Origin of the sequence: Aeromonas sp. Y311-2 (assembly GCF_027706025.1) — a bacterium.
In the GTDB taxonomy this organism is placed as follows: domain Bacteria; phylum Pseudomonadota; class Gammaproteobacteria; order Enterobacterales; family Aeromonadaceae; genus Aeromonas; species Aeromonas veronii.
Genome location: NZ_JAPDCL010000023.1, coordinates 15,920 through 38,906 on the forward strand (window position 1 = coordinate 15,920; position 22,987 = coordinate 38,906).

Consider the following 22,987-nt stretch of genomic DNA (forward strand, 5'->3'; position numbering starts at 1 on the left):
TATGAATATGACCGCATTCAATCACAACTACTGGTGGTGCTGCTCCTAAACAGGCGGCACCGCGTTTCTATTGTAAATTTCCCAAAGAAAACACCGTGACCGCCGAGAGGCGGTCAACTGTTTTTATCCCTTTGTCGCCTCCCGGCTCACCCAACTGGAGAGAGTGACATGCACAACCCTGTAATCCTGACTGGCGATCGTCCCACCGGCAAACTGCATATCGGCCACTATGTCGGCTCCCTGCGCCAGCGCGTCGAAGCCCAGCACCATTACCGCCAGTTCGTGATGATCGCCGACTTGCAGGCGCTGACCGACAACGGCCACAACCCGGCCAAGGTGACAGACAACGTGCTGGAGGTGATGGCCGACTATCTGGCGGTCGGCCTCGACCCAGCCAAGACCACCTTCTGCCTGCAGAGCGCCCTGCCCGCCCTCGCCGAGCTCACCTGCTACTACCTCAATCTGGTCAGCGTCGCCCGGCTGGAGCGCAACCCCACCGTCAAGGCGGAGATCCAGCAAAAAGGGTTCGAACGCACGCTGCCGGCCGGTTTTCTGGTTTATCCAGTCAGTCAGGCCGCCGACATCACCGCCTTTCGCGCCAGTCATGTGCCGGTCGGGGAAGATCAGCTGCCGATGCTGGAGCAGACCAACGAGATCGTCCGCCGCTTCAACTCTCTGGTAGGCAAAGAGGTGCTGACCGAGTGCCAGCCGATCCTGAGCGACACCGGCCGCCTGCCCGGCATCGACGGCAAGGCCAAGATGTCAAAATCCCTCGGCAACACCATAGAACTCGGCATGTCGGCGGAAGAGGTCAAACAGGCGGTGTTTGCCATGTATACCGACCCCAACCACCTCAAGGTGAGCGATCCGGGCCAGGTGGAGGGAAATACGGTGTTCGCCTATCTCGATGCTTTTCACCCCGACAAGGCGCTGGTCGCCGAGATGAAGGCCCACTACCGACGAGGCGGACTGGGGGACATGCGCTGCAAACAGGTGCTCAATGACTGCCTGCAAACCCTGCTCGCCCCGATGCGGGAGCGCCGTGCCGCAGCCATCGCCGACAAGAAGAGGCTGCTGGAGCTGCTCTATCAGGGCACCGAGCAGGCCCGCATCATCACAGATGAGGTATTGGCGGAGGTGAAAAGCGCCATGGGGCTCGACTACTTCGCCAGCATCCGCTGAGCGGGAGTCCCGAGTGCATCGTCGCCGTAGAGGTCGAACACCAGCTGGTGCAGCAGGCTCTTGAACCAGCCGATCGCCTCGTCATGGGCGGTCAGCGGGTGCCCCGCCATCAGGTAGACGATGGGGATGGCGGGGTCGAGCTGGTGCATCCGCAGCGGGTAGTAGCGGCAAAAGTGGCGCCCGATCATCTCGGGCACCACCACCAGATAGCGACCGGTCGCCATCAGCGGCGGCACCGCCATAAAGCTCGGCAACCGCACGCCCAACTCCCGCTCCACCCCGAAGCGAGCCAGCCAGAGCTCCACCATCGCCTGACTGTGACCCCAGCTGGAGGTGTGGATGTGGGGACGGCTCACCAACTCGACCGGAGTCAGCACATCGGGCAATTCGCTGCCAAGCGGCGACAGGCAGACCAGCGGGTTGTTGAACCACTCCTCCCGCCATAAGCGGGGTGAGAGATGATTCGCCCCGGCGAAACCGATCACCAGATCCAGCTCCCCCTTCTCAAGCTCCCGCTCGTAGTCGCTGTCGGCCAGCTCGCACACCTCAAGCCGACAGTGAGGGGCCTGCCGATGGAGCCTCTCCACCAGCACCGGCACCAGCCCGTGCTCCACCGAGCCCGGGGTGGCGATACGGAAAATCCGCCGTGCGGTAGCGGGATCAAACCCCTTGGCCTGCCGCAATCCCTGCTCCAGCATCGCCAGCGCCTGCCGCACCGGACCGGCCAGCGCCTTGGCTCGCTCGGTCGGCATCATCTCGCGCCGACTCATCACGAACAGCGGATCATCCAGCGCCACTCGCAGCCGCCCCAAGGCGTGACTGACGGTGGATTGGGAGAGATGCAGCCGTTCGGCGGCACGGGTGACATTGCGCTCCTGCATCAGCATGTCGAATACGGCGAGCAGGTTGAGGTCGAGACGGGCGAGCGAGCTATCCATCGATATTAGCCATAGTTAAATGCCAACAATTCATTTTTACCATAGTAACAGATTGCCTAGAATGCGCTGGCTTAATACATCGGAGATTCAAATGCGTAGCTATCTGTTATTGCTGGCCATTGGCCTGCTGTGGGGTTCCCAGTTCATTTTCATGCACCAGGCCGTTGCCGAGTTGCCCCCCATTCTGGTGGCTGCCGGTCGTGCCCTGTGCGGCAGCCTGACCCTGGGTCTGCTCTGCCTGTTCATGCGGCTCAAGAGTGAGCACACCCCGTGGCGCACCTATATGCTGATCGCCCTGCTGGATGCCACCATCCCCTTCATCATGGTCGCCTGGGGCCAACAGTATGTGGATAGCGCCATCGCCGCCGTGGTCATGGGTTGTATCCCATTTGTGACTATTCTGGCTGCACCGCTGTTTATTTCTGGTGAAAGAATCACCAAAACCGGTCTGCTTTCCGTGATCATCGGCTTTGCCGGTGTGCTCACCCTGTTCTGGCCGAAACTCTCCCAGGGCATGAACGCCGGTCTGCTCGGTGCCATGGCCATCCTGCTGGGTGCCAGCTGCTTCGCCATCGGCCTGCTGATGATCAAGCGCTTCGCCAAGGACCATCCGGTCGTGGTCGCCCGCAATATCCTGATCTCCTCGGCAATCCAGTTGCTGCTGGTCGCCCCATTCATGGTTGACCTCGGCAGCCTGACCCTGCCGAGCACCCAGGCCCTGAGCGCGATTACCGTGCTGGGTACCCTCTGTACCGGTCTGGTCTACTTCCTCTACATGGCGCTGATCCAGAAGGCCGGCCCGACGTTCGCCTCCTTCAGCAACTATCTGGTGCCGCTGTTCGGTGTGATGCTGGGTGCCCTGTTCCTCGGCGAGCAGATCCACCCCACCACAGGTGTTGCTCTGGCCCTGATCCTCGGCTCGGTCGCCATGAACCAGTGGGCGCAGCAGCGTCGCATGCAGCGCGAGGTCTCCCTATGTCAGGCATCCTGACCACACTGTGCGGTGGTCTGGTACTGATTGCCGGCTGGCAGTATCGCCAGCGACTGGCCGGGATCCTGGGCCTGCTGATGGTACTGCTGCCCTGGTTCTTCGATAGCAAGCTGCAAGCTATGCTGAGCTATGCCCTGAATGCCTGAAGTCCATCTCTGAATGTGTGACGAGAGTCTATCTCTCCTGTTTTGGGACTGTTTTAAAAAACCTCCGATTTGTCCCCCGCTACCGGCGCTCTGCGCCGGTTTTTTTATGCCTGCCAGCCAGCGTTAGATCAGATAGCGATAGCTGAGTCGCTCGTTCTTGCGCGGCCCGGTGATCTGCCAGCTCAGTAGAAAACCGCCGTCTATCTCGGTCAACTCGGCGCTGTAGTGATCCGCCCCGCACAGATGGGGCTCGGCGGTCAGCCAGCGGCCATCCCCCTGCGGCAGCAGCTCGAACAGTTCAACCGGCGCTTCATAACGCAGGTGAGAAAGGCGGATCCCCCGCTCGCTGCGTTGCCACCAGAAGCGGTTGTGCATGGCGAGTTCCCTGCCATGAGGCGTGATGTAACGGCCCTGCTCGTTAAACAGCCAGCCACCCTGATGATCGGTCACCTGCACACGCCCCTCGCCCCGACCATTCCAGTCGGTCGCCGACCCCTCGCCATTGCTGGCGGTAAAGGAAAATGCTCCGACCTGTGGCAATCGCGCCCATAAACGCTGGATTGCCGCTTCCATCTCGGCCATCATAGCCCCCTTAAAATTGACAACTGACGATAAATCAAACACATGAACTACTTGATAGGGGTCACCCTGCTCTGGTCATTCTCCTTCAGCCTGATCGGGGTCTACCTCGCCGGTCAGGTGGATGCCTACTTCTCGGTGCTGACCCGAATCGCCCTCGCCAGTCTGGTGTTTCTGCCCTTCCTGCGCCGCCGCTGGCTGCGCCCCGATCTGGCGGCCAAGCTGATGGCGCTGGGCGCCATCCAGCTCGGCATCATGTATCTCTTCTACTACCACTCCTTCCTGCTGCTGACAGTGCCGGAAGTGCTGGTCTTTACCATCTTCACCCCCATCTACGTCACCCTGCTCCACGATCTGCTGGAGCGCCGCTTCAAGCCTGTTTATCTGTGGGGTGCCCTGCTGGCGGTGCTCGGGGCTGCCGTCATCCGCTTCGACGGCCTGACCGAAAGCTATGTGCTGGGATTTATGGTGGTGCAGGGGGCCAACCTCTGTTTCGCCCTGGGTCAAGTGGGCTACAAGGTACTGCTGGCACGGGAGGCGGAGCAACCGCCGCAACTGGCGGTGTTCGGCTGCTTCTATCTGGGAGCGCTGGTGATCGCACTGCCCGCCTGGTGGCTGCTGGGCAAGCCGCAATACCCAACGTCAGGGTTGCAGTGGGGCATTCTCCTCTGGCTGGGGGTGGGTGCCTCCGGCCTCGGCTACTTCCTCTGGAACAAGGGGGCGACGCTGGTCACCAGCGGGGTGCTGGCCATCATGAACAATGCGCTCATTCCGGCCGGCTTGCTGGTCAATCTGCTGCTCTGGGGCAAGGATACCGACCTGACCCGGCTGACCATCGGCGGCCTGCTGATGCTGGCCTCGCTCTGGGTCTGCCAGCGTGACAAGCGCGGCCAACCCTGACCACACTCAGCCGACGACGGTGTTGTGCTCCCGTCTGGCCTGACTGTGACAGCTAGCCAGCCGGGCCAGCAGATGATCGAGCTGCTCGCCAGCCTGACTCTGCACCAGCCCGATGCTGACGGTGACCGGCCGCTGTGACAGCAGGCTGGCATCGGCAATCTCGAGGCGCAGCCGCTCGGCGATCTCCAGCGCACTCATCCGCTCGGTCTGGGAGAGCATCAGGATAAAACCGTCCTCATCCCAGCGGGCGAAGGGATCTTCCCGCCGCAGCTCGTGGCGCACGATACGCGCCAGCTTGGCCAGCATGGCGTCGCAAGCCGCTTCGCCAAACAACTGCTGGATTTTGGCCATGTGATCGACCGAAAACTGCAGCAGACTGAAAGTGCCGCTCTCGGTCGCCAGCCGCTCTTCAAGCAGTTGCTCGAAACGGCCACGGCTCTCCAGTCCGGTCAGCGGATCGGTGCCATGTCGCTCCTCCACCAGCACGGCAGCGGGATCGAGGTGACGGACTACCCCCAGCAGATAACCCCGCTCATCACGACGCATCCGCTCTTCCAGCCGGATGTAGTGACCGTGATGATGCAGAATGCGGTATTCGAGGCGCAGACCGCTGCTGCGGCCGCTCTGGCAGGCGAGCAGGGCATCTTCCAGCCGGGCAACATCGTCGGGATGCACCCGATCCAGCCAGCCGAGATCATCCGGCCAGCACTCTCCCAATCCCAACAGGCGCAGGCAGGAGGGATCACGCTGCAGTCCATGTTGGGCTGACCAGCTCCAGATCCCCGCCTCCAGCAGCGCCATGGCATCAGACAGCAGACCCGGATCAAGCCGGGCAGTCACATCGACCAAAGGTGTCTTGAGCATTTCCATGGGGCGCCTCGAAACAGGATCTGAATACCTGCTCAATAAGTAACATTGGCGTTCACGCCGAGCAACAGGGTCAGAGCGCTTTTCCCTGATACCCGTTCATCAAGGTCTGCCAGTTCTCCGGTACGAAGTGGAAACTGGTGTGCAGTTGAGACTCTTTATTGAATGAACGGAGCAAGCGTTCCAGATTGGCCTTCTGCCATTCGCCGGGGGAGCGGATCGCCCCCTTGTCAAAATCGATCACCCACACCTTGCCCTCTTTATCGAGCAGCAGGTTGTGGCTGTTGAGATCGGCGTGATAGACCCCGGCATCGTGCAGCTGGCGCACCGTCTGACCGATCTTGTGCCACACCTCGGTCGCCACCGGCCCCTGCTTGAGCAGTGCCACCATATCCTTGGCACCGCGAATTCGCTCAATCAGGATATCGGCACGATAGAATGGGCCCTGTTTGACCATGCGGGCACCAAACGGACGCGGCACCGGTAGCCCCAGCTCGCACAGCTTGGCCAGCAGGGTGTATTCGGCCATGGCACGGCTCGACTCGACCCCTTCGAACCAGAAGCGATCCCGCACCACCTTGCCCACCATGCCGCCGCGATAGTAGTGGCGCAGCACCAGATGGCGGGACTCATCCTTGACGAACCAGGTCACCCCCCGCCCGATGGAGGTTCCCACCACCTGACGGTTGTTCTGCCACCAGGCAGGATCGAATAACTGGGGAGAGGGGTCGCGAAAGGCCCCTTCGGCATACCAGCAGATCTGGTTGTGTTCGGTCTGTACTCGCATCGTGGAGATCCCGCTCGGTGGGTCATGGATCGCAATTTTTCAATTGGCGATGAGGCTGCCGCTCTGGCATGCCCGCAATAGTGGCCTTTAATCAACGACGTGCAGAAACAGGTCATGGCGCAGGGCCCGGCCTATCCCGGCTGACGATTGTGCGCAATTTTACAATCCAGAGGGGAGTTTGCATAATGCCATCCACCCTTTTTGCCAGCCGTGCGCCACAACATGCCGCTATTTCAAACGCCCCCCTCCTCCATCTGCATCCTGCGGCTCTCCGCCATCGGGGATTGCTGCCACGCACTGGCGCTGGTGCGCGTCATCCAGCGGGAGTGGCCACAGACCCGTATCACCTGGATCACCGGCAAAATCGAGGCAACCCTGTTTGCCGATCTGCCCGGGGTCGAGGTGATCCCCTTCGACAAGAGCAAGGGGTGGCGCGGCTATCGCGATCTCTGGCAGACCCTCAAGGGGCGCCAATTCGATGCACTGCTCCACCTGCAGGCGGCCATGCGCGCCAGTATTGCCACTCTCGGCATCCGGGCGAACATCAAACTCGGCTTCGACAAGGAGCGGGCCAACGACGGCCAGTGGCTGTTCACCAACCACAAGGTGCCTTCGCCTGCCTCCCCCCATGTGCTGGACGGTTTCCTCGCTTTCGCCAAAGAGCTCGGCATCAAGGATCTGACCCCGGACTGGCAACTGCCCATCAGCGCCGAACATCAGGCGTGGGCAAAGGAGAAGATTGGCGGTAAACCGACCCTGCTGATCTGCGCTGCCGCCAGCAAGGCCTTCAAGAACTGGACGGCCGCAGGCTATGCTGCGCTGGCGGATCACGCCGCCAACAAGGGCTTTCAAGTGTATCTCTGTGGCGGGCCGGCCAAGCTGGAGCGGGATCTGGCTGCCGAGATCCAGCGCTTAAGCCAGAGCAAGCCGGTCGATCTGGTGGGGCAGACCAACCTCAAGCAGCTGCTGGCGCTGATTGGCGAGGCGAGTCTGGTACTGGCCCCCGATACCGGCCCCACCCATATGGCCACCATAGTGGGCACGCCGGTGATCGGCCTCTATGCCCATCACAATCCCGCTCGCACCGGCCCATATCTGTGCCGCGACTACGTGGTCAGCGTCTATCAGGAGCTGGTCGAGCAGGAGACCGGCAAGCCGCTGGCCGAATTGAGCTGGCGCACCCGCCTCAAGGATCCAGAGGCCATGCGAAAAATCACCAGCGAGCAGGTGACCGCCGCGTTCGATCGGCTCTGTGCAGATCGTCAGCTGCCGTAGTGACAGGGCACCTCGGGAATTCCGAGCCATCAGGCAGGGATAACCTGATAGCCTCTGCCCTCAGCCAAAGGCACAATGCAGGCTGATGTGGGTTACGCTCCCGCAGCAAGCTACGAATACTTTGATCGGCTGGAATATGATTCCGGCCGTTTTTTTATTCGCCGCATTCTGGTAAAATTCGCCGCCTTTACATCCTCCTGATTCAAGAATTTTCCGCGTTTTGCGTTTGGCTGTCTCCCTTTCGGGCACAAGACGGCGGTCTCTGCTACAACCAAAACAGCGGTTTCGATTAAAGGTAATAATATGGCGCAACAAGGCACTCTCTATATCATCTCTTCTCCGAGCGGCGCGGGTAAATCCAGCCTGCTCAATGCCTTGCTGACCAACCACAATCAAGCTGGCAAAATGCAGCTGTCGGTTTCCCACACCACTCGCGCCACCCGTCCTGGCGAAGAGCACGGCGTACACTACCACTTCGTTCAGGTGGAAGAGTTCAAGGCACTGATCGAACGCGGTGATTTTCTGGAGTGGGCCGAAGTGTTCGGCAACTACTACGGCACCTCACGCGCCGCCATCGAAGCCTGTCTGGCCAAGGGGATCGACGTATTCCTCGACATCGACTGGCAAGGTGCCCGCCAGATCCGCGAGCAGATGCCGACCAAATCCATTTTCATCCTGCCCCCCAGCCGCGAAGAGCTGGAACGCCGCCTGATTGGGCGCGGTCAGGACAGCGCCGAAGTGATTGCCGGCCGAATGGCGAAAGCCATTGCCGAAATGGTGCACTACGACGAGTATGACTATGTCATTATCAATGAAGACTTCGAGCAGGCGCTGTTCCAGCTCAGGTCCATTATTGAGTGCCAACGGCTGGAGATGCGTCACCAGCAACAGGCTCAAAAAAACTTGCTGCAACAGCTACTGGCAGAGTAAGCCAAAAACAAGTAAACTTTTGCGTCATTTTTAAACACTGCTTTTCTAAATACAGAAAGCCCAAACACTGGAGTCCTGCATGGCACGCGTTACTGTAGAAGATGCTGTAAAACAGGTAGGTAACCGTTTTGACCTGGTGCTGGTCGCCGCGCGCCGCGCTCGTCAAATCGCGGTACAAGGCAAAGATCCCCTGGTCGACGAAGAGAACGACAAGCCGACTGTGATCGCCCTGCGTGAGATCGAGCTGGGTCTGGTGAACAATCAAGTGATGGACACCCAGGACCGCTACGAACAGCAAGAGCAGGAAGCCGCCGAGCTGGCTGCCGTTGCTGCCATCGCCGAAGGCCGCGGTTAAGTTATTCCTCCGGTTGGCACCCGCCCGGGTGCCGACTGTTCATCCCCATTTACAACCGCTCGAAAACCTCGCAAACTCAGGGCTATACCCTCAATTCCACGAATTGCCGTTTTACCGCTGCGGGGACTGTCTTGTATTTATTTGAAAACCTTAAAGAAATAGCCAGTTCCTACCTGCCGCCAGAGCAGGTTGAGAAGCTCAAGCAAGCCTATGTGGTGGCCCGTGATGCCCACCAGGGCCAGATGCGTTCCAGTGGCGAACCCTACATCACCCACCCTGTTGCCGTTGCCCGGATCCTGGGTGACATGCGCCTCGATCATGAAACCCTGATGGCCGCCGTGCTGCACGACGTCATCGAAGACACCTCTGTCACCAAGGCCGATCTGGCCGAACAATTCGGCAATGCGGTTGCAGAACTGGTGGCCGGGGTCTCCAAGCTCGACAAGCTGAAGTTTCGCGATCGCAAAGAGGCGCAGGCCGAGAACTTCCGCAAGATGGTGATGGCGATGACCCAGGATATCCGGGTCATTCTGATCAAGCTGGCCGACCGCACCCACAACATGCGCACCCTGGGCTCCCTGCGCCCTGACAAACGCCGCCGCATCGCCCGGGAAACCCTCGAAATCTTCGCTCCCATCGCTAACCGCCTCGGTATTCACACCATGAAGAACGAGCTGGAAGAGCTTGGCTTCGAGGCGCTCTACCCCATGCGATCCCGCGTGTTGCGCGAATCGGTGCGCCGCGCCCGTGGCAATCGCCGCGAGATCATCGACTCCATCCAGAGCGAAATCAGCGGTCGCCTGAAGGAGGCGGGGATCGAGCATCAGGTCAGTGGCCGCGAGAAGAATCTTTTCTCCATCTACAACAAGATGGAGAAAAAAGAGCTGCAATTTCATGAGGTAATGGATATCTACGCCTTTCGGGTCAAGGTGAAGGACATAGATACCTGTTACCGGGTGCTGGGACAGATGCACAGCCTCTACAAGCCGCGCCCCGGCCGCTTCAAGGATTACATCGCCATCCCCAAGACCAACGGCTACCAGTCGCTGCACACCTCGCTGGTGGGGCCGCACGGAGTGCCGGTCGAGGTACAGATCCGCACCGAGTTCATGGATCAGATGGCCGACAAAGGGGTTGCCGCCCACTGGGCCTACAAGCAGGATGGCGACAGCTCGGGCACCACTGCCCAGATCCGAGCCCAGCGCTGGATGCAGAGCCTGCTGGAATTGCAGCAGAGCGCCGGCAGCTCCTTTGAATTTATCGAAGGGGTCAAGACCGACCTCTTCCCCGACGAAATCTACGTATTTACCCCCGAAGGGCGCATCATGGAGCTGCCCGCTGGCGCCACGCCGGTGGACTTCGCCTACACGGTGCACACCGACATCGGCCACGCCTGTGTCGGTTCGCGGGTCGACCGCCACCCCTATCCGCTCAGCAGCCCGCTGCACTCGGGTCAGACGGTGGAGATCATCACGGCACCGGGGGCTCGCCCCAACGCGGCCTGGCTCAACTTCGTGGTGACCACCAAGGCACGCTCCAAGATCCGCCAGTTCCTCAAGAACCTGCGCACCGAAGAGTCGGTGGTGCTGGGTCGCCGCCTGCTCAACCATGCGCTGGGCGCCAAGAATATCGAAGACATCCCCGAGCCACGCATCAAGCAGGTGCTGGCTGATACCAAGCACGAAAATCTGCAGGGGCTGCTGGCCGATGTGGGCCTCGGCAACGCCATGAGCGTCATGGTGGCGCGCCGCATGCTGGGGGATGAACTGCCGCCGGAAGAGCAGCCCAAAACCAGCAGCAAGAAGATGCCGATCAAGGGTGCCGACGGCATGCTGGTCACCTTCGCCAACTGCTGCCGTCCGATCCCGGGGGATGCCATTATCGCCCACATCAGCCCGGGCAAGGGTCTGGTGATCCACCAGGAAGCCTGTCGCAACATCAAGGGCTACAGCAAGGAGCCGGACAAGTACCTTCCGGTGCAGTGGGAAGTGGACAAGGAGCAGGAACAGGAGTTCCGCACCGGCATCAGTATCGAGATCGTCAACCATCAGGGTGCGCTGGCCGAGCTGGCCAACGTGATTGCCGCCACCGGCGCCAATATTCACGCCATCAGCACCGAAGAGAAGGATGGCCGGGTCTATCAGGTCAGCCTGCTCATCACCACCAAGAGCCGCATCCACCTGGCCAACATCATGCGCAAGATCCGCGTGATGCCCAACGTGCTCAAGGTGAGCCGACAGAAGAACTGAACACAGGCGGCGCAAGCCGCCTGCTGCTTTTATAGAGACAAGTCATGACCCCCGAACGCTTCAAGCGCATCACCGACATGCTGGCCCAGCGTCAGCTCGATTTGACCGTCTGTATGGAAGAGGTCCACAAACCTCACAATCTGGCCGCTATCGTGCGTACCGCCGATGCCATCGGCATCCACCGGGTACACGCCGTCTGGCCCAAAACCTGGATCCACAAGCGCAAGGGCACCGCCCGCGGCAGCCAGAACTGGGTGGATGTAAAACTGCACCCGGATATCGGCACAGCCGTTGCCGAGCTGAAAGCTTCAGGCATGCAGATCCTGGCAACCCACCTCTCCGACAGCTCCGTCGATTTTCGCGCTATCGACTACACCAAACCGACCGCCATTCTGGTGGGTCAGGAGAAACACGGCATCGGTGAAGAGGCGCTGGCGCTGGCCGACCACCATATCGTCATCCCCATGGTGGGCATGGTGCAATCCCTCAACGTCTCGGTGGCTGCCGCCGCCATCCTCTACGAGGCGCAGCGCCAGCGCGAGCTGGCAGGTTGCTATCAGCGCGGCTGCCCGCTCACACTGGAGGAGCAGAACAGCATCCTGTTCGAGGGGGGTTATCCTATCTATGCCCAGCTCTGCAAAGAGAAAGAGATGCCCTACCCCCAGCTCGGCCCGGCCGGTGAAATTCTGGCGGACGAAGAGTGGTGGCAACGGATGCAGCTGACCCGCAAAGGGTGGGCGCAGCAGAGCGAGCAGGACGATCCGCAGGAGGAGTGATGGAGAACCCTTTTGGCAGCTGGCTGGAATCGCAAATCATCCGGGATCACCTGACCAACCCGAACATAGAGGCCGGCGACTACAGCTACTACTCCGGCTACTACCACGGCAAGCCGTTCGAGGATCACTGCGTCCGTTACCTGCTCGGCGATGGCTCGACCCGCGACACCTGGGAGAGCGGCCTCTGGGGCGAGGTGGATCGGCTGATCATCGGCAAATTCTGCTCCATCGGCTCGGGCGCCACCTTCATGCTGGCAGGCAATCAGGGCCACCGGCTGGATTGGGTCTCCACCTTCCCGTTCAACCCCGACACCTTTGGCGAAGGGGCCCGCAGCGGCTTTCTGCGCAAGGGGGACACCCGGATTGGCAACGATGTCTGGATCGGCTCGGAAGTGATGATCATGCCCGGCATCACCATAGGTGATGGCGCCGTCATCGCCACCCGCGCCGTGGTGACCAAAGATGTGGCCCCTTACACCATAGTCGGCGGCAACCCGGCCCAACCGATCCGCCGCCGCTTCAGCGATGAGCAGATCGCCATGCTGCAAGAGATGCAGTGGTGGGACTGGCCCCTGCCCCGCTTGCAAGCCAGCATGGCGCTACTTTGCTCGGGGGATATCGCCGCCCTTTATCACCATTGGCAACAGGAGTGTGCCTGATGAAACCCCTCTCTCTTTCCCTGTTGGCCCTGACCCTGTTTTCTGCCGGAGCCCTTGCCGTGACCAATACCTATCAGCTCACCAGCGAAACCGATGTACCCAGCCTCTACCAGCAAACCCTGCCCGACTTCTGGCGCCAACATGCGGTTGAAGGGGAGTTCAAGGGCAAGGACGGGGTGACCATCCGCTATGCTGCGCTACGGCAAGCCAAGGTCGAGCGTGCCATCCTAATCGTCAATGGCCGGGTCGAGAGCTACCTCAAGTATCAGGAGCTGGCGTGGGATCTCTGGCGTCAGGGCTACAGCCTCTACCTTATCGACCATCGCGGTCAGGGGATGTCTGGCCGGATGCTAAATGACCCGCAGAAGGGATATGTCGACCAGTTCGACGATTATGTGGTCGATCTCAAGCAATTTCACGACCATATCATCATGGCGGACCAACCTGCCAAGCTGTTCCTGCTGGCCCACTCCATGGGCGGCGCCATCTCGGCCCGCTATCTGGAACGCTGGCCCGATGATATCAAAGCAGCCGTACTCTCCTCCCCCATGCTGGGCATCAATCTCGGCGGTCTGCCCAAGTGGCTGGCCAAGGGATTGGCGAGCACCATAGGCACGGTCGGCGGTTGGATTGGTGAGCCTCCCTACGGCCCCGGTCAGGGAGCCTATCAGGATCACGGTTTTACCGATAACGAACTGACTCACAGCCAGCCCCGCTATCAAGCCTTCCGCCAAATCTACGAACAGCACCCGCAGATCAAGCTGGGTGGCGCGACCGCCCACTGGATTTATCAGGGGATCACAGGTGCCGATGCCGCCATCGCCGATGCGGGCGCCATCAAAACCCCGCTGCTGGTGCTGCAGGCTGGCAACGACAGCGTGGTGGACAATGCCGCACAGGATCGCTTCTGCACCATTGCCAAGTGCGAAGGGGGCAAACCACTGCGCATCGAGGGTGCCTGGCACGAGCTGTTTATCGAATCCGATGACAAGCGCCAGCCCGCCCTGACCGCGATGGTCGACTTTTTCGCCCGCTTCTGAGCTGGCTATTTTTTGTAACCCTAAATAAATGGGGTGACAGTGTGGGCTAAGGTAAACTGCCCCTGTTTTCAATCGATGCCGAGGTAATGATGTTCAAGGTAGTTGTATCCGATCTCGATGGCACTCTGCTCAACAAGCAGCACCAGATCTCTCCCCGTACCCGGGATACCCTGCACCGCCTGGTAGAACAAGGTGTGAAATTCGTGGTCGCCACCGGCCGTCATCACGTTGACGTACGCAGCTTCCGCGATGCGCTGGGGATGGACATCTACCTCATTACTTCCAATGGCGCCGTGGTCCATGACAAACAGGACCAGCTGATTTTCAACCAGCCGCTGCCGACTGAGATCGCCGCCGAACTGATTGCGCTGGAGCGCGACCCCTCTATCCACCTCAATGTCTATCAGGGTGATGACTGGGTGGTGGAAGAGGAGCTGCCCTGGCTGCTGCAGTTCCACGACGAGTCAGGGTTCACCTACCGTCTGGTCGATGACCTGAAACAGGAACCGAAAGAGCAGATCAACAAGGTGTTCTACATCGGCGACCACGAGAAGCTGCTGAAGATCGAGGCACACCTCAACCAGCGCTATGGCGACCAGCTCAACGTCACCTTCTCATTGCCGGACTGCCTCGAAGTGATGCACGCCGGGGTGCATAAGGGCAATGCGGTGCGTGCCGTGCTGGAGCAGAACGGGTTCGATATGTCGGAGGCGATCGCCTTCGGCGATGGCATGAACGACTTCGAGATGTTGACCATGGTGGGACGCGGCATCGTTATGGGCAACGCCCATGACCGCCTGAAAATGGCGCTGCCAGAGTATGAGCAGACCCTCACCTCCGATGAAGATGGCGTCGCCGTCTATCTGGAGAAGCTGTTCGAGCTGGAGAGCGTCAGCGCAGCCTGATCCTCTTCAATCCCGACATTCGAGTCAGCAAAGCCTCACCATGTGAGGCTTTGTTTTTTCAGGGTCTCCAGCCAGGGATTGGGCCGCTGCCAGCTGAAGCTCTGGTTCGCCCCGCCGTAGCATTCAGCCAGCCGCAGCGGCGTGCCGGGGGTATGGCGTCGCCCGGCCACATCGAGGCAGCGGGAGACCTTGCTGTTGAACAGCCTGTCTTTCTGCCACTCCCACTGCGCCTGACCGTCACAGGGTGCCAGCATCACTTCGCTGTCGTTTTTGGCTTGCAAACAGAGATCCTGCAGGCGCAACTCACCCAGATCCCACTCGAACAGTTGATCGTCTTTTCCGCTGCAAGGTTGTGCCAACACCTTCTGCTGGGACACCGCAACGCAAAAATCACCGCTGGTCAGCAAGGGGGAGAGAGAGCGCTCCTCCTGCGGTTGTGATGCAATGGAGCCCATCATCACATCGGTGGATGGCGGCTTGATGGTACAGCCACCCAGCAGCAAGGCAGCCAGCAGGGCGGGAGAGCAAGCAAAGGAAATTTTGTCATTCATGGAAAAATGCCTGAAATGGGCCGATGACATCCGGTTGTCAGTGACTCGAGGCTGAAGCATAACCGAAAGGCGGGGCGCGCTGCCCAAATAGAGTGTAAACAGACGTAACAGGGAGAGAGTACTGGCACGGCGGAGGCCGGAAAGCAAAAAACCCCGCCGAAGCGAGGTTTTTCTAAATGTGGTCGGTGATAAAGGATTCGAACCTTTGACCCTCTGGTCCCAAACCAGATGCGCTACCGGACTGCGCTAATCACCGAGGCTATTTCTTTCAAAATAGTTTACTTCAAAAAAACAAAGACGACCTGATGGTCATCCTCGTCATACAGCAAGTATGGTGCGAAGAGAGGGACTCGAACCCTCACACCCGGGGGGCACTAACACCTGAAGCTAGCGCGTCTACCAATTCCGCCACCTTCGCGTACCTGACAAGCTGTAAAATGGGGTGGCTGATGGGGCTCGAACCCACGACAACCGGAATCACAATCCGGGACTCTACCAACTGAGCTACAGCCACCACAGCTGTTTTCGTTCCACAACAACGCCCGTTTAACCGACGCACTTTTGATGGTGCGCCCGACAGGATTCGAACCTGTGACCTCTGCCTCCGGAGGGCAGCGCTCTATCCAGCTGAGCTACGGGCGCTACGCTGTCGAACGGGGCGCATTATTAATGATGGTTGCTGGTTTGTCTACACTTTTCTGTCACCGAAGCACTGTTCGTTGTTTTTTCAAGCACATTGCGCACTTTTCTTCCACTATTCCCCTGCTGCCAGCCGAAAAGGGGCAGATCGCTGTCGCAAATCGCCTTGCTGCCTTGACTTGATTTGATGCCCATCTAGAATGAATGAACGTTCATTCAATCGAAAGTCACACTGATGATTCTGGATAAAAAAGAGAGCATCTTCAACGCGGCCCATGAGGTGCTGGGTGAACGGGGTTTTCATGGTCTGTCGATTGCGGAAGTCGCCAAGAAGGCCAATGTTGCCACCGGCACCATCTATCGCTACTTCGGCGACAAGGATGATCTGATCCGGCAACTGCACCAGCACACTATCTTGCAGTGTGTGCCCATGGTCATGGCCGATGTAGCAATCGATAAAGTTTCATTTCAACAATTTCGCCAATTATGGCTCAATATTCATGCCATTTTTGTTAACGAACCCAACGCTATCCGGTGCAAATTGCAGTACGAGAGCTCTCCGCTAGGGGCAGAATTGGAGACCAATCCTGTCATTCTGGCCGCCTGGGAGCCTCTGGACCGATTTTTTGAACAGGGCGTTGAACAAGGATTGTTTATTGATTTACCGATACGTGCACTCCAGGTGTTGAGTCTGGACAGTGTCATGCATCTGGCCCTGCAGTGCAGGGTGCACAACATCACGCTGACCGAATCGCAGTTGGAAACCGCGATCCGGGCCAGCTGGAATGCCATTTTATCCCCCAATCTTTCCACCTCAGGAGCCTGTTCATGAAAAAGTGGATGGCCATTATGTTGCTGATAGCGATCGCCTTGTTTGGCAGCGTCATCGGCTTCAATTTGTTCAAACAGAAGATGATTGCCCAATATATGGCCAACCGGCCGGAGCCCGAGTTCCCTGTCACCGCCATGGTGACCAAGGCGCAGGATTGGGTACCGACCATCGAAGCGATCGGCTTCATCGAGCCGAATCAGGGGGTGACCCTCTCCACCGAACTGGCAGGTACCATTGACGCCATCACCTTCGAGTCGGGCAAACCGGTCAAGGCTGACCAGCTGCTGCTGAGCCTGGACTCCACCGTGGAGCGGGCCAATTTGCGGGCCTCCCAGGCCAAGCTGCCGGCGGCAAAAGCCAAGTTCGATCGTTTCCAGAACCTCTACAAGACCAGCTCCATCTCCAAAGAGCAGCTGGATGAGGCGGAAGCGGCCTATCGCTCGCTGGAAGCGGATATCGAGAGTCTGAAGGCGACCATTGCCCGCCGTGAAGTCCGTGCGCCCTTTAGCGGCGTGGTCGGCCTGCGCAATGTGTTCCTCGGTCAGTATCTGCAGCCGGGCACAGATATCGTGCGCCTGGAAGATACCAGCGTGATGCGCCTGCGCTTCACCGTGCCCCAGACCGATATCTCCAAAATCAAGCTGGGCCAGACCATCAAGATCAATGTGGATGCCTATCCGCAAACCCAGTTTGACGGTCATATCACCGCCATCGAGCCTGCGGTCAACTTCCAGAGCGGCCTGATCCAGGTACAAGCAGACATTCCGAACAACGACGGTCAGCTGCGTTCCGGTATGTTCGCCCGCGCCAGCATCATTCTGCCGACGGTGAAAGATCAGATCGTGATCCCGCAAACCGCTATCTCCTTCACCCTTTATGGTCAGAACGTCTACGTGCTCAAAGAGGGCGAAGAGACCGACAAAGAGGGTAACAAGGTGAAAGTGCTGCGAGCCAAGCAGGTTGTGGTCAAGGCGGGTGAGCGCCGTGGCAACGATGTGCATGTGCTCTCCGGCATCCAGGCCGGTGACCAGATCGTACTGTCGGGTCAGGTTCGCCTGAGCAACGACACCAAGGTGCATGTGGTCGAGAACGATGCCCTGGCCGTTCCGGCACAAACCCCGATGCTGTAAGCGCGGAGATCTGCGATGCGATTTACTGACATATTTATAAAACGGCCTGTGCTGGCGATCTCGCTCAGCTTCCTGATCGCCTTGCTGGGCTTTCAGGCCATCTTCAAGATGCAGGTACGGGAATACCCCGAGGTGACCAACACGGTGATCACCGTCAGCACTGGCTACTATGGCGCCAGTTCTGATCTGATCCAGGGGTTCATCACCCAGCCGCTGGAACAGGCAGTCGCGCAAGCCGACAACATCGACTTCATGACCTCCTCCAGCCAGCTGGGTAGCTCCACCATCACTGCGTACATGAAGCTCAACACCGACCCCAACGCCGCGCTGTCCGACATCCTGGCGAAGGTGAACTCGGTGCGATCCCAGTTGCCGAAAGAGGCGGAAGACCCCTCGGTCACCTCCTCCACCGGTTCAACCACAGCGGTGCTCTACCTCGGTTTTACCAGCCCGGAGCTCAACTCCAGCCAGATCACCGACTATCTGGAGCGGGTTATCAAGCCGCAGCTCTTTACCGTGGGCGGGGTCTCCAAGGTTGACCTCTACGGCGGTGTCGAGTTTGCCCTGCGGGTATGGCTGGATCCGGCCAAGATGGCGGCCTTCAACCTGACTGCCAGTGACGTGATGACGGTGCTCAACAGCAACAACTATCAGTCCGCGACAGGTCAGGCGACCGGTTACTTCACCCTGTTCAACGGCAACGCCGAGACCCAGGTCAAGGATGTCGACGAGCTGAAGCGTCTGGTGGTTGCTACCCGTGACGGCAAGGTGATCCGCCTTTCCGACATTGCCAAGGTGACCCTCGAGAAGAGCCACGACATCTATCGCGCCAGCGCCAACGGCCGCGAAGCAGTGGTCATGGCGGTCAACGCCGCGCCGACAGCCAACCCCATCAACATCGCCCACGATGTGCTGGCGTTGCTGCCGAGCCTTGAGCGCAATATGCCGAGCACCATGCGTCTCAACGTGATGTATGACTCAACAGTGGCGATCAACGAGTCCATCCACGAGGTTATCAAGACCATCCTGGAGGCAGCCGCCATCGTTCTGGTGGTCATCACCCTGTTCCTCGGTTCGTTCCGCGCGGTCATCATCCCGATCATCACCATTCCGCTCAGTCTTATCGGCGTGGTGATGATGATGGATATGTTCGGCTTCTCGATAAACCTGATGACCCTGCTGGCGATGGTGCTGGCGATCGGTCTGGTGGTGGATGACGCCATCGTGGTGCTGGAGAACGTCGACCGCCATATCAAGGAGGGGGAAGAACCGTTCCGGGCCGCCATTATCGGTACCCGTGAAATTGCGGTGCCGGTTATCGCCATGACGGTCACCTTGGCGGCGGTATACGCGCCTATCGCCCTGATGGGGGGCATCACCGGCTCTCTGTTCAAGGAGTTTGCCCTGACGCTGGCTGGCGCCGTGTTCGTCTCGGGCATCATCGCCCTGACTCTGTCACCGATGATGTGTTCCAAGATGCTCAAGGCCAACGAACAACCGGGCAAATTCGAGAGCACAGTCCACCACCTGCTGGAGCGGATGACCGATCGCTACGACAGCATGCTGCACGCCGTGATGAAAAAGCGCCCCGTCATCGTGGTGTTCGCCGTCATCGTCTTCGCCAGCCTGCCGCTGCTGTTCAAGTTCATCCCGAGCGAACTGGCACCATCAGAGGACAAGGGGGTAATGGCCGTGCTGGGTACCGCACCGTCCAACGCCAACCTGGACTACATCGAAAACACCATGGCAGATGTGAACAAGATCCTAGACGACCAGCCCGAGATCGCCTTCTCCCAGGTCTTCTCGGGGGTGTTCAACGCCAACCAGGCGTTCGGTATCGCCTCCATGGTGCCCTGGAGTCAGCGTGAAGCTAGCCAGAAAGAGGTGCTGGATCGGGTCGCCAATCTGGTGAAAGACATCCCGGGTATGGCCATCACCACCTTCCAGTTCCCGGAGCTGCCGGGCGCATCGAGTGGTCTGCCGATCCAGTTCGTCATCACCACCCCGAACAGCTTCGAAAGCCTGTTCCTGGTGGCCGGTGAAATTCTGGCAGCGGCGCAGAGTAACGGTCAGTTCGTCTATTCGGATCTCGATCTGAACTACGACTCCGCCACCATGAAGATCCGCATCGACAAGGACAAGGCGGGTGCCTACGGCATCACCATGCAGGATATCGGTATCACCATGGGCACCATGATGGCGGACGGTTACGTCAACCGTATCGACCTGGATGGCCGCTCCTACGAGGTGATCCCGCAGGTCGAGCGCAAATACCGTCTCAATCCGGAGTCCATCAAGGGCTACTACGTGCGGGCCGCAGATGGCAAGTCGATCCCGCTCGGCAGCCTGATCAGCATTGAAGTGGTTGGCGAGCCCCGTGCCCTGCCCCACTTCAACCAGCTGAACTCCGCCACCATTGGCGCCGTTCCGGCTCCGGGCGTGGCCATGGGTGATGCGATCAACTGGTTCCAGACCACCGCTGACGAGAAGCTGCCGCAAGGCTATCGTTACGACTTCATGGGTGAAGCCCGTCAGTTCGTCACCGAAGGCAATGCGCTCTATGCCACCTTCGCGCTGGCTCTGGCCATCATCTTCCTGGTGCTGGCAATCCAGTTCGAGTCGGTGCGTGACCCGCTGGTCATCATGGTCTCTGTACCGCTCGCCATCAGCGGGGCCTTGATTGCCCTTGCATGGGGTATGGCGACCATGAACATCTACTCCCAGGTGGGCCTCATCACCCTGGTGGGTCTGATTACCAAGCACGGTATCCTGATCTGTGAAGTAGCTAAGGAAGAGCAGCTGCTGCGCGGCATGAACCGAATGGAAGCCGTGATGCAGGCCGCCAAGGTGCGTCTGCGTCCGATCCTGATGACCACGGCCGCCATGATTGCCGGTCTGATCCCGCTGCTCTACGCCGCAGGCGCCGGTGCGGCACAGCGTTTCAGTATCGGTATCGTCATCGTGGCAGGTCTTGCCATCGGTACCCTGTTCACCCTGTTTGTGCTGCCGGTGATATACACCTATCTGGCTTCCGAGCACAAACCCTTGCCGGTATTCGATGAAACCATTCCGCCCAAAGCAAACGGCGGACATTAATCATCAATCACATGCGAAGGCCCCGTATCGGGGCCTTTTTTATGCTTCGCAGGAAAGACGACATAAGTGCATGAAGCAGTTAAACTAAAAAACACCACATCCAGACCGCAAGGACGCCATGTCAGGACTCTTCACCAAGACCGCCAGGGCCGTAGGCCGCAACGGGCTCTCATATCGCCTGCTCTCCTACATTCTGGTGTGCAGTACCGTATTGGCAATGATCATTACGGCGCTGCAACTCGCCTGGGATTACCGCAAGGATGTCGCCGTCATCGAAGACAGCATCGGCCAGATCGAGGCCTCGTTCCTGCAACCCATCGCCGCCAGCTTGTGGAACCTGGATGAAGAGCAGGTCAAAGTGCAAATTGAAGGGATCATGAACCTGCCCAACATGCAGTTCGTGATGGTCAAGGAGATGCTCGGCAACTCCGAAGTCCCGCTGCTGACCCAGGGGGTCGAGCGGGAAAGCTATGATATCTCCCGCGAATTCAACCTCACCTATCAGGGTGAAATCGTCGGCAAGCTGTTCGTTGCCGCCTCTCTCGAGCAGATCTACCAGCGCCTCATCGAAAAATCGGTGCTGATCATGGTCAGCCAGACCATCAAGACCCTGGTGGTCTCATTTTGCATCCTGATCATCATTTACTATCTGGTGGTCAGGCACATCAACCGCATCGCCAACTACGCCCAGAAGTTCAACCTCGATCGGCTCGACATGGCGCTGGAGCTAGAAGGCCGCCCGCAGCCACGCAAGAAACCCGATGAGCTGGATACCCTGGTCTCCACCCTCAACCAGATGCGTACCCGACTGCGTGACGAGCTGGTTGCTCGCCATCAGGCGGTCGAACAACTGCAAAAGGAGCGGGACTTCTCCGCCACCCTGATCAACTCCGCCAACATGGTCATCTGCTGCATGGAACCGGATTTGACCATCGCCAGCATCAACCCGGCAGCCATACTGCTGACCGGCTACCACCAGCAGGAGCTGTTGCAGCACAACTGGCTGGATCTATTTGTCAGCCCGGCGCAACGGGAAGAGCTGAACGATATTCTGGCGGCGGAAGGTTCACTGGCCGACAAAGAGGTCATCATGCATGACCAACAGGCCCATGAGCTGGTACTGCAATGGACCTTCGTCCCCTTCTACGATGGTCCCAACCTCAAGTACCAGATCGGCTTCGGCTACGACATCACCCAGCTGAAAAAGGTCGAGCGGGAGATTATCCAGCTCAACGAACAGCTGGAAGGCAAGGTGGTGGAGCGTACCCGCAGCCTGAGCGAAGCCAACAACCAGCTGGGCAAGGCGTACGACGACCTGAAGCAGGCCCAGCAAACCCTGGTGGAGTCGGAGAAGATGGCCTCCCTCGGCTCGTTGGTGGCCGGGGTGGCACACGAGATCAACACTCCGATCGGCATCAGCGTGACCGCCTCCTCCTACCTGCAGGAGCGGGTCGCCGACTTCAAGTCCCATATCGACTCCAAGCAGCTGTCGCGCTCCTATCTCAACGAGTTCACCGTCAACCTCGACGAGTCGATGCAGCTGCTGCAGAGCAACCTGCGGCGCGCCTCCGAGCTGATCGCCAGCTTCAAACAGGTGGCTGTCGACCAGTCATCGGAAGCACGCTACAACTTCAGCCTCGCCGACAACCTCCATCAGGTGGTGGTCTCGCTTGGCCACAAACTGAAGAAGAGCCAGTGCGAAGTGGATATTCAGTGCGATCCCAAGCTGTCGATCTTCTCCTTCCCGGGCAGTTTTACCCAGATCTACTCGAACCTGATCCTCAACTCCATCAACCACGGGTTCGACAGCTGGGACAAACCGAAGAAGATCACCATCAAGGTGGAACAGCAGGGAGAAGAGCTGTTTATCGACTATTCGGACAACGGCCGCGGCATCCCGCCAGAAATCTTGCCGCGCATCTTCGATCCCTTCGTCACCTCCAAGCGGGGTCAGGGCGGCAGCGGTCTGGGCACACACATCATCTACAACCTGGTGGTGCAACTGCTGAAAGGCCGTATCAGCTGTGCCAGCGAACCGGGCCAGGGCGCCCAGTTCCATATTCGCCTGCCGATCCAACATAACTGAGCGCTGGCTCTTGTGAGCCAGCCGCTTTATCCCCATCATGCTGTGATTGCATTCTTAATGAGCGGAGAACCTCG

At 59.2% G+C, this 22,987-nt stretch carries 21 protein-coding genes and 4 tRNA genes; 16 read left to right on the top strand and 9 right to left on the bottom strand.

Features of this window, described 5'->3' with window-relative positions:
• Positions 1–168: 168 nt before the first annotated feature.
• Positions 169–1,182 (top strand): tryptophan--tRNA ligase, encoded by a 1,014-nt coding sequence (gene trpS / locus OKC42_RS18260; RefSeq protein ID WP_270820535.1) that lies wholly within the window; start codon positions 169–171, stop codon positions 1,180–1,182.
• Here the strand turns inward: trpS and OKC42_RS18265 are convergent.
• A complete protein-coding gene (locus OKC42_RS18265) occupies positions 1,161–2,120 on the bottom strand; it encodes a LysR family transcriptional regulator (RefSeq protein WP_005357110.1) in 960 nt (319 codons plus the stop codon). The genes trpS and OKC42_RS18265 overlap by 22 nt on opposite strands.
• Positions 2,121–2,211: 91 nt before the next feature.
• Here OKC42_RS18265 and OKC42_RS18270 point away from each other — a divergent pair, with 91 nt between their 5' ends.
• Positions 2,212–3,111: a DMT family transporter gene (locus OKC42_RS18270; RefSeq protein ID WP_005357113.1), complete on the top strand. Its 900-nt coding sequence runs from the start codon at positions 2,212–2,214 to the stop codon at positions 3,109–3,111.
• Positions 3,096–3,257, top strand: a complete 162-nt coding sequence (locus tag OKC42_RS18275; RefSeq protein ID WP_005339236.1) for a hypothetical protein — start codon at positions 3,096–3,098, stop codon at positions 3,255–3,257. The genes OKC42_RS18270 and OKC42_RS18275 overlap by 16 nt, the downstream gene beginning before the upstream one ends.
• Before the next feature lie 123 nt (positions 3,258–3,380).
• Here OKC42_RS18275 and OKC42_RS18280 read toward each other — a convergent pair whose 3' ends face one another.
• On the bottom strand, positions 3,381–3,842 hold the full coding sequence (locus tag OKC42_RS18280; protein WP_082182184.1) for a DUF6314 family protein: 462 nt from the start codon (positions 3,840–3,842) through the stop codon (positions 3,381–3,383).
• 39 nt (positions 3,843–3,881) lie between these two features.
• On the opposite strand from OKC42_RS18280, the gene OKC42_RS18285 reads away from it, so the two are divergent.
• Positions 3,882–4,736 carry a carboxylate/amino acid/amine transporter gene (locus tag OKC42_RS18285; RefSeq protein ID WP_139440370.1) on the top strand — a complete coding sequence of 285 codons (855 nt, stop codon included), beginning with the start codon at positions 3,882–3,884 and terminating at the stop codon, positions 4,734–4,736.
• A gap of 6 nt (positions 4,737–4,742) precedes the next feature.
• On the opposite strand, the gene OKC42_RS18290 is transcribed toward OKC42_RS18285, so the two are convergent.
• Together OKC42_RS18290 and OKC42_RS18295 are read right to left on the bottom strand one after the other, a co-directional pair.
• Positions 4,743–5,606, bottom strand: a complete 864-nt coding sequence (locus OKC42_RS18290) for a GGDEF domain-containing protein (protein WP_040069586.1) — start codon at positions 5,604–5,606, stop codon at positions 4,743–4,745.
• 70 nt (positions 5,607–5,676) lie between these two features.
• Complete coding sequence (locus tag OKC42_RS18295) at positions 5,677–6,390, bottom strand: 3-deoxy-D-manno-octulosonic acid kinase (protein WP_005339249.1); 714 nt, start codon at positions 6,388–6,390, stop codon at positions 5,677–5,679.
• Positions 6,391–6,612: 222 nt separating this feature from the next.
• Between OKC42_RS18295 and OKC42_RS18300 the strand changes: the two genes are divergently transcribed.
• From OKC42_RS18300 to OKC42_RS18335, 8 genes are all read left to right on the top strand, one after another.
• Positions 6,613–7,665: a glycosyltransferase family 9 protein gene (locus tag OKC42_RS18300; protein ID WP_270820537.1), complete on the top strand. Its 1,053-nt coding sequence runs from the start codon at positions 6,613–6,615 to the stop codon at positions 7,663–7,665.
• A gap of 303 nt (positions 7,666–7,968) precedes the next feature.
• Complete coding sequence (gmk, locus tag OKC42_RS18305) at positions 7,969–8,595, top strand: guanylate kinase (protein WP_005339253.1); 627 nt, start codon at positions 7,969–7,971, stop codon at positions 8,593–8,595.
• A gap of 79 nt (positions 8,596–8,674) precedes the next feature.
• Positions 8,675–8,950 (top strand): DNA-directed RNA polymerase subunit omega, encoded by a 276-nt coding sequence (rpoZ, locus tag OKC42_RS18310; RefSeq protein ID WP_005307060.1) that lies wholly within the window; start codon positions 8,675–8,677, stop codon positions 8,948–8,950.
• A 131-nt stretch (positions 8,951–9,081) separates the two neighbouring features.
• The gene (spoT, locus tag OKC42_RS18315; protein WP_005339255.1) at positions 9,082–11,199 is read left to right on the top strand and encodes a bifunctional GTP diphosphokinase/guanosine-3',5'-bis pyrophosphate 3'-pyrophosphohydrolase; all 2,118 of its coding nucleotides are present in this window, start codon (positions 9,082–9,084) and stop codon (positions 11,197–11,199) included.
• A gap of 44 nt (positions 11,200–11,243) precedes the next feature.
• The gene (trmH, locus tag OKC42_RS18320) at positions 11,244–11,975 is read left to right on the top strand and encodes a tRNA (guanosine(18)-2'-O)-methyltransferase TrmH (RefSeq protein ID WP_021230464.1); all 732 of its coding nucleotides are present in this window, start codon (positions 11,244–11,246) and stop codon (positions 11,973–11,975) included.
• Entirely contained in the window at positions 11,975–12,634 is a 660-nt protein-coding gene (locus OKC42_RS18325) for a CatB-related O-acetyltransferase (protein WP_179902880.1), read from the top strand. The genes trmH and OKC42_RS18325 overlap by 1 nt, the downstream gene beginning before the upstream one ends.
• Positions 12,634–13,674 carry an alpha/beta fold hydrolase gene (locus OKC42_RS18330; protein WP_179902879.1) on the top strand — a complete coding sequence of 347 codons (1,041 nt, stop codon included), beginning with the start codon at positions 12,634–12,636 and terminating at the stop codon, positions 13,672–13,674. Before OKC42_RS18325 ends, OKC42_RS18330 begins: the two co-directional genes overlap by 1 nt.
• An 89-nt stretch (positions 13,675–13,763) precedes the next feature.
• Positions 13,764–14,579 carry a Cof-type HAD-IIB family hydrolase gene (locus tag OKC42_RS18335; RefSeq protein ID WP_005339262.1) on the top strand — a complete coding sequence of 272 codons (816 nt, stop codon included), beginning with the start codon at positions 13,764–13,766 and terminating at the stop codon, positions 14,577–14,579.
• A gap of 35 nt (positions 14,580–14,614) precedes the next feature.
• Here OKC42_RS18335 and OKC42_RS18340 read toward each other — a convergent pair whose 3' ends face one another.
• The 5 genes from OKC42_RS18340 to OKC42_RS18360 all read right to left on the bottom strand — a co-directional run bounded on the left by OKC42_RS18340 (position 14,615) and on the right by OKC42_RS18360 (position 15,772).
• Positions 14,615–15,130 (bottom strand): ricin-type beta-trefoil lectin domain protein, encoded by a 516-nt coding sequence (locus OKC42_RS18340; protein WP_064339092.1) that lies wholly within the window; start codon positions 15,128–15,130, stop codon positions 14,615–14,617.
• Between the two features lie 179 nt (positions 15,131–15,309).
• A tRNA-Pro gene (locus OKC42_RS18345) sits at positions 15,310–15,386 on the bottom strand.
• Between the two features lie 76 nt (positions 15,387–15,462).
• A tRNA-Leu gene (locus tag OKC42_RS18350) sits at positions 15,463–15,548 on the bottom strand.
• 20 nt (positions 15,549–15,568) lie between these two features.
• Positions 15,569–15,644 (bottom strand) — tRNA-His (locus OKC42_RS18355).
• Positions 15,645–15,695: 51 nt separating this feature from the next.
• Positions 15,696–15,772 (bottom strand) — tRNA-Arg (locus tag OKC42_RS18360).
• 232 nt (positions 15,773–16,004) lie between these two features.
• Between OKC42_RS18360 and OKC42_RS18365 the strand changes: the two genes are divergently transcribed.
• From OKC42_RS18365 to OKC42_RS18380, 4 genes are all read left to right on the top strand, one after another.
• Positions 16,005–16,601 carry a TetR/AcrR family transcriptional regulator gene (locus tag OKC42_RS18365; protein ID WP_005339267.1) on the top strand — a complete coding sequence of 199 codons (597 nt, stop codon included), beginning with the start codon at positions 16,005–16,007 and terminating at the stop codon, positions 16,599–16,601.
• Positions 16,598–17,731 (top strand): efflux RND transporter periplasmic adaptor subunit, encoded by a 1,134-nt coding sequence (locus OKC42_RS18370; protein ID WP_005355753.1) that lies wholly within the window; start codon positions 16,598–16,600, stop codon positions 17,729–17,731. The genes OKC42_RS18365 and OKC42_RS18370 overlap by 4 nt, the downstream gene beginning before the upstream one ends.
• Positions 17,732–17,746: 15 nt before the next feature.
• Positions 17,747–20,827, top strand: a complete 3,081-nt coding sequence (locus OKC42_RS18375; RefSeq protein ID WP_005355755.1) for a multidrug efflux RND transporter permease subunit — start codon at positions 17,747–17,749, stop codon at positions 20,825–20,827.
• 118 nt (positions 20,828–20,945) lie between these two features.
• A complete protein-coding gene (locus tag OKC42_RS18380) occupies positions 20,946–22,913 on the top strand; it encodes an ATP-binding protein (protein WP_043820745.1) in 1,968 nt (655 codons plus the stop codon).
• The last annotated feature ends 74 nt before the right edge of the window (positions 22,914–22,987 follow it).

Coding starts and splice junctions, on each gene's coding strand:
- trpS (WP_270820535.1), top strand. CDS start 169: ATGCACAACCCTGTAATCCTGACTGGCGATCGTCCCACCGGCAAACTG.
- OKC42_RS18265 (WP_005357110.1), bottom strand. CDS start 2,120: ATGGATAGCTCGCTCGCCCGTCTCGACCTCAACCTGCTCGCCGTATTC.
- OKC42_RS18270 (WP_005357113.1), top strand. CDS start 2,212: ATGCGTAGCTATCTGTTATTGCTGGCCATTGGCCTGCTGTGGGGTTCC.
- OKC42_RS18275 (WP_005339236.1), top strand. CDS start 3,096: ATGTCAGGCATCCTGACCACACTGTGCGGTGGTCTGGTACTGATTGCC.
- OKC42_RS18280 (WP_082182184.1), bottom strand. CDS start 3,842: ATGATGGCCGAGATGGAAGCGGCAATCCAGCGTTTATGGGCGCGATTG.
- OKC42_RS18285 (WP_139440370.1), top strand. CDS start 3,882: ATGAACTACTTGATAGGGGTCACCCTGCTCTGGTCATTCTCCTTCAGC.
- OKC42_RS18290 (WP_040069586.1), bottom strand. CDS start 5,606: ATGGAAATGCTCAAGACACCTTTGGTCGATGTGACTGCCCGGCTTGAT.
- OKC42_RS18295 (WP_005339249.1), bottom strand. CDS start 6,390: ATGCGAGTACAGACCGAACACAACCAGATCTGCTGGTATGCCGAAGGG.
- OKC42_RS18300 (WP_270820537.1), top strand. CDS start 6,613: ATGCCGCTATTTCAAACGCCCCCCTCCTCCATCTGCATCCTGCGGCTC.
- gmk (WP_005339253.1), top strand. CDS start 7,969: ATGGCGCAACAAGGCACTCTCTATATCATCTCTTCTCCGAGCGGCGCG.
- rpoZ (WP_005307060.1), top strand. CDS start 8,675: ATGGCACGCGTTACTGTAGAAGATGCTGTAAAACAGGTAGGTAACCGT.
- trmH (WP_021230464.1), top strand. CDS start 11,244: ATGACCCCCGAACGCTTCAAGCGCATCACCGACATGCTGGCCCAGCGT.
- OKC42_RS18325 (WP_179902880.1), top strand. CDS start 11,975: ATGGAGAACCCTTTTGGCAGCTGGCTGGAATCGCAAATCATCCGGGAT.
- OKC42_RS18330 (WP_179902879.1), top strand. CDS start 12,634: ATGAAACCCCTCTCTCTTTCCCTGTTGGCCCTGACCCTGTTTTCTGCC.
- OKC42_RS18335 (WP_005339262.1), top strand. CDS start 13,764: ATGTTCAAGGTAGTTGTATCCGATCTCGATGGCACTCTGCTCAACAAG.
- OKC42_RS18340 (WP_064339092.1), bottom strand. CDS start 15,130: ATGAATGACAAAATTTCCTTTGCTTGCTCTCCCGCCCTGCTGGCTGCC.
- OKC42_RS18365 (WP_005339267.1), top strand. CDS start 16,005: ATGATTCTGGATAAAAAAGAGAGCATCTTCAACGCGGCCCATGAGGTG.
- OKC42_RS18370 (WP_005355753.1), top strand. CDS start 16,598: ATGAAAAAGTGGATGGCCATTATGTTGCTGATAGCGATCGCCTTGTTT.
- OKC42_RS18375 (WP_005355755.1), top strand. CDS start 17,747: ATGCGATTTACTGACATATTTATAAAACGGCCTGTGCTGGCGATCTCG.
- OKC42_RS18380 (WP_043820745.1), top strand. CDS start 20,946: ATGTCAGGACTCTTCACCAAGACCGCCAGGGCCGTAGGCCGCAACGGG.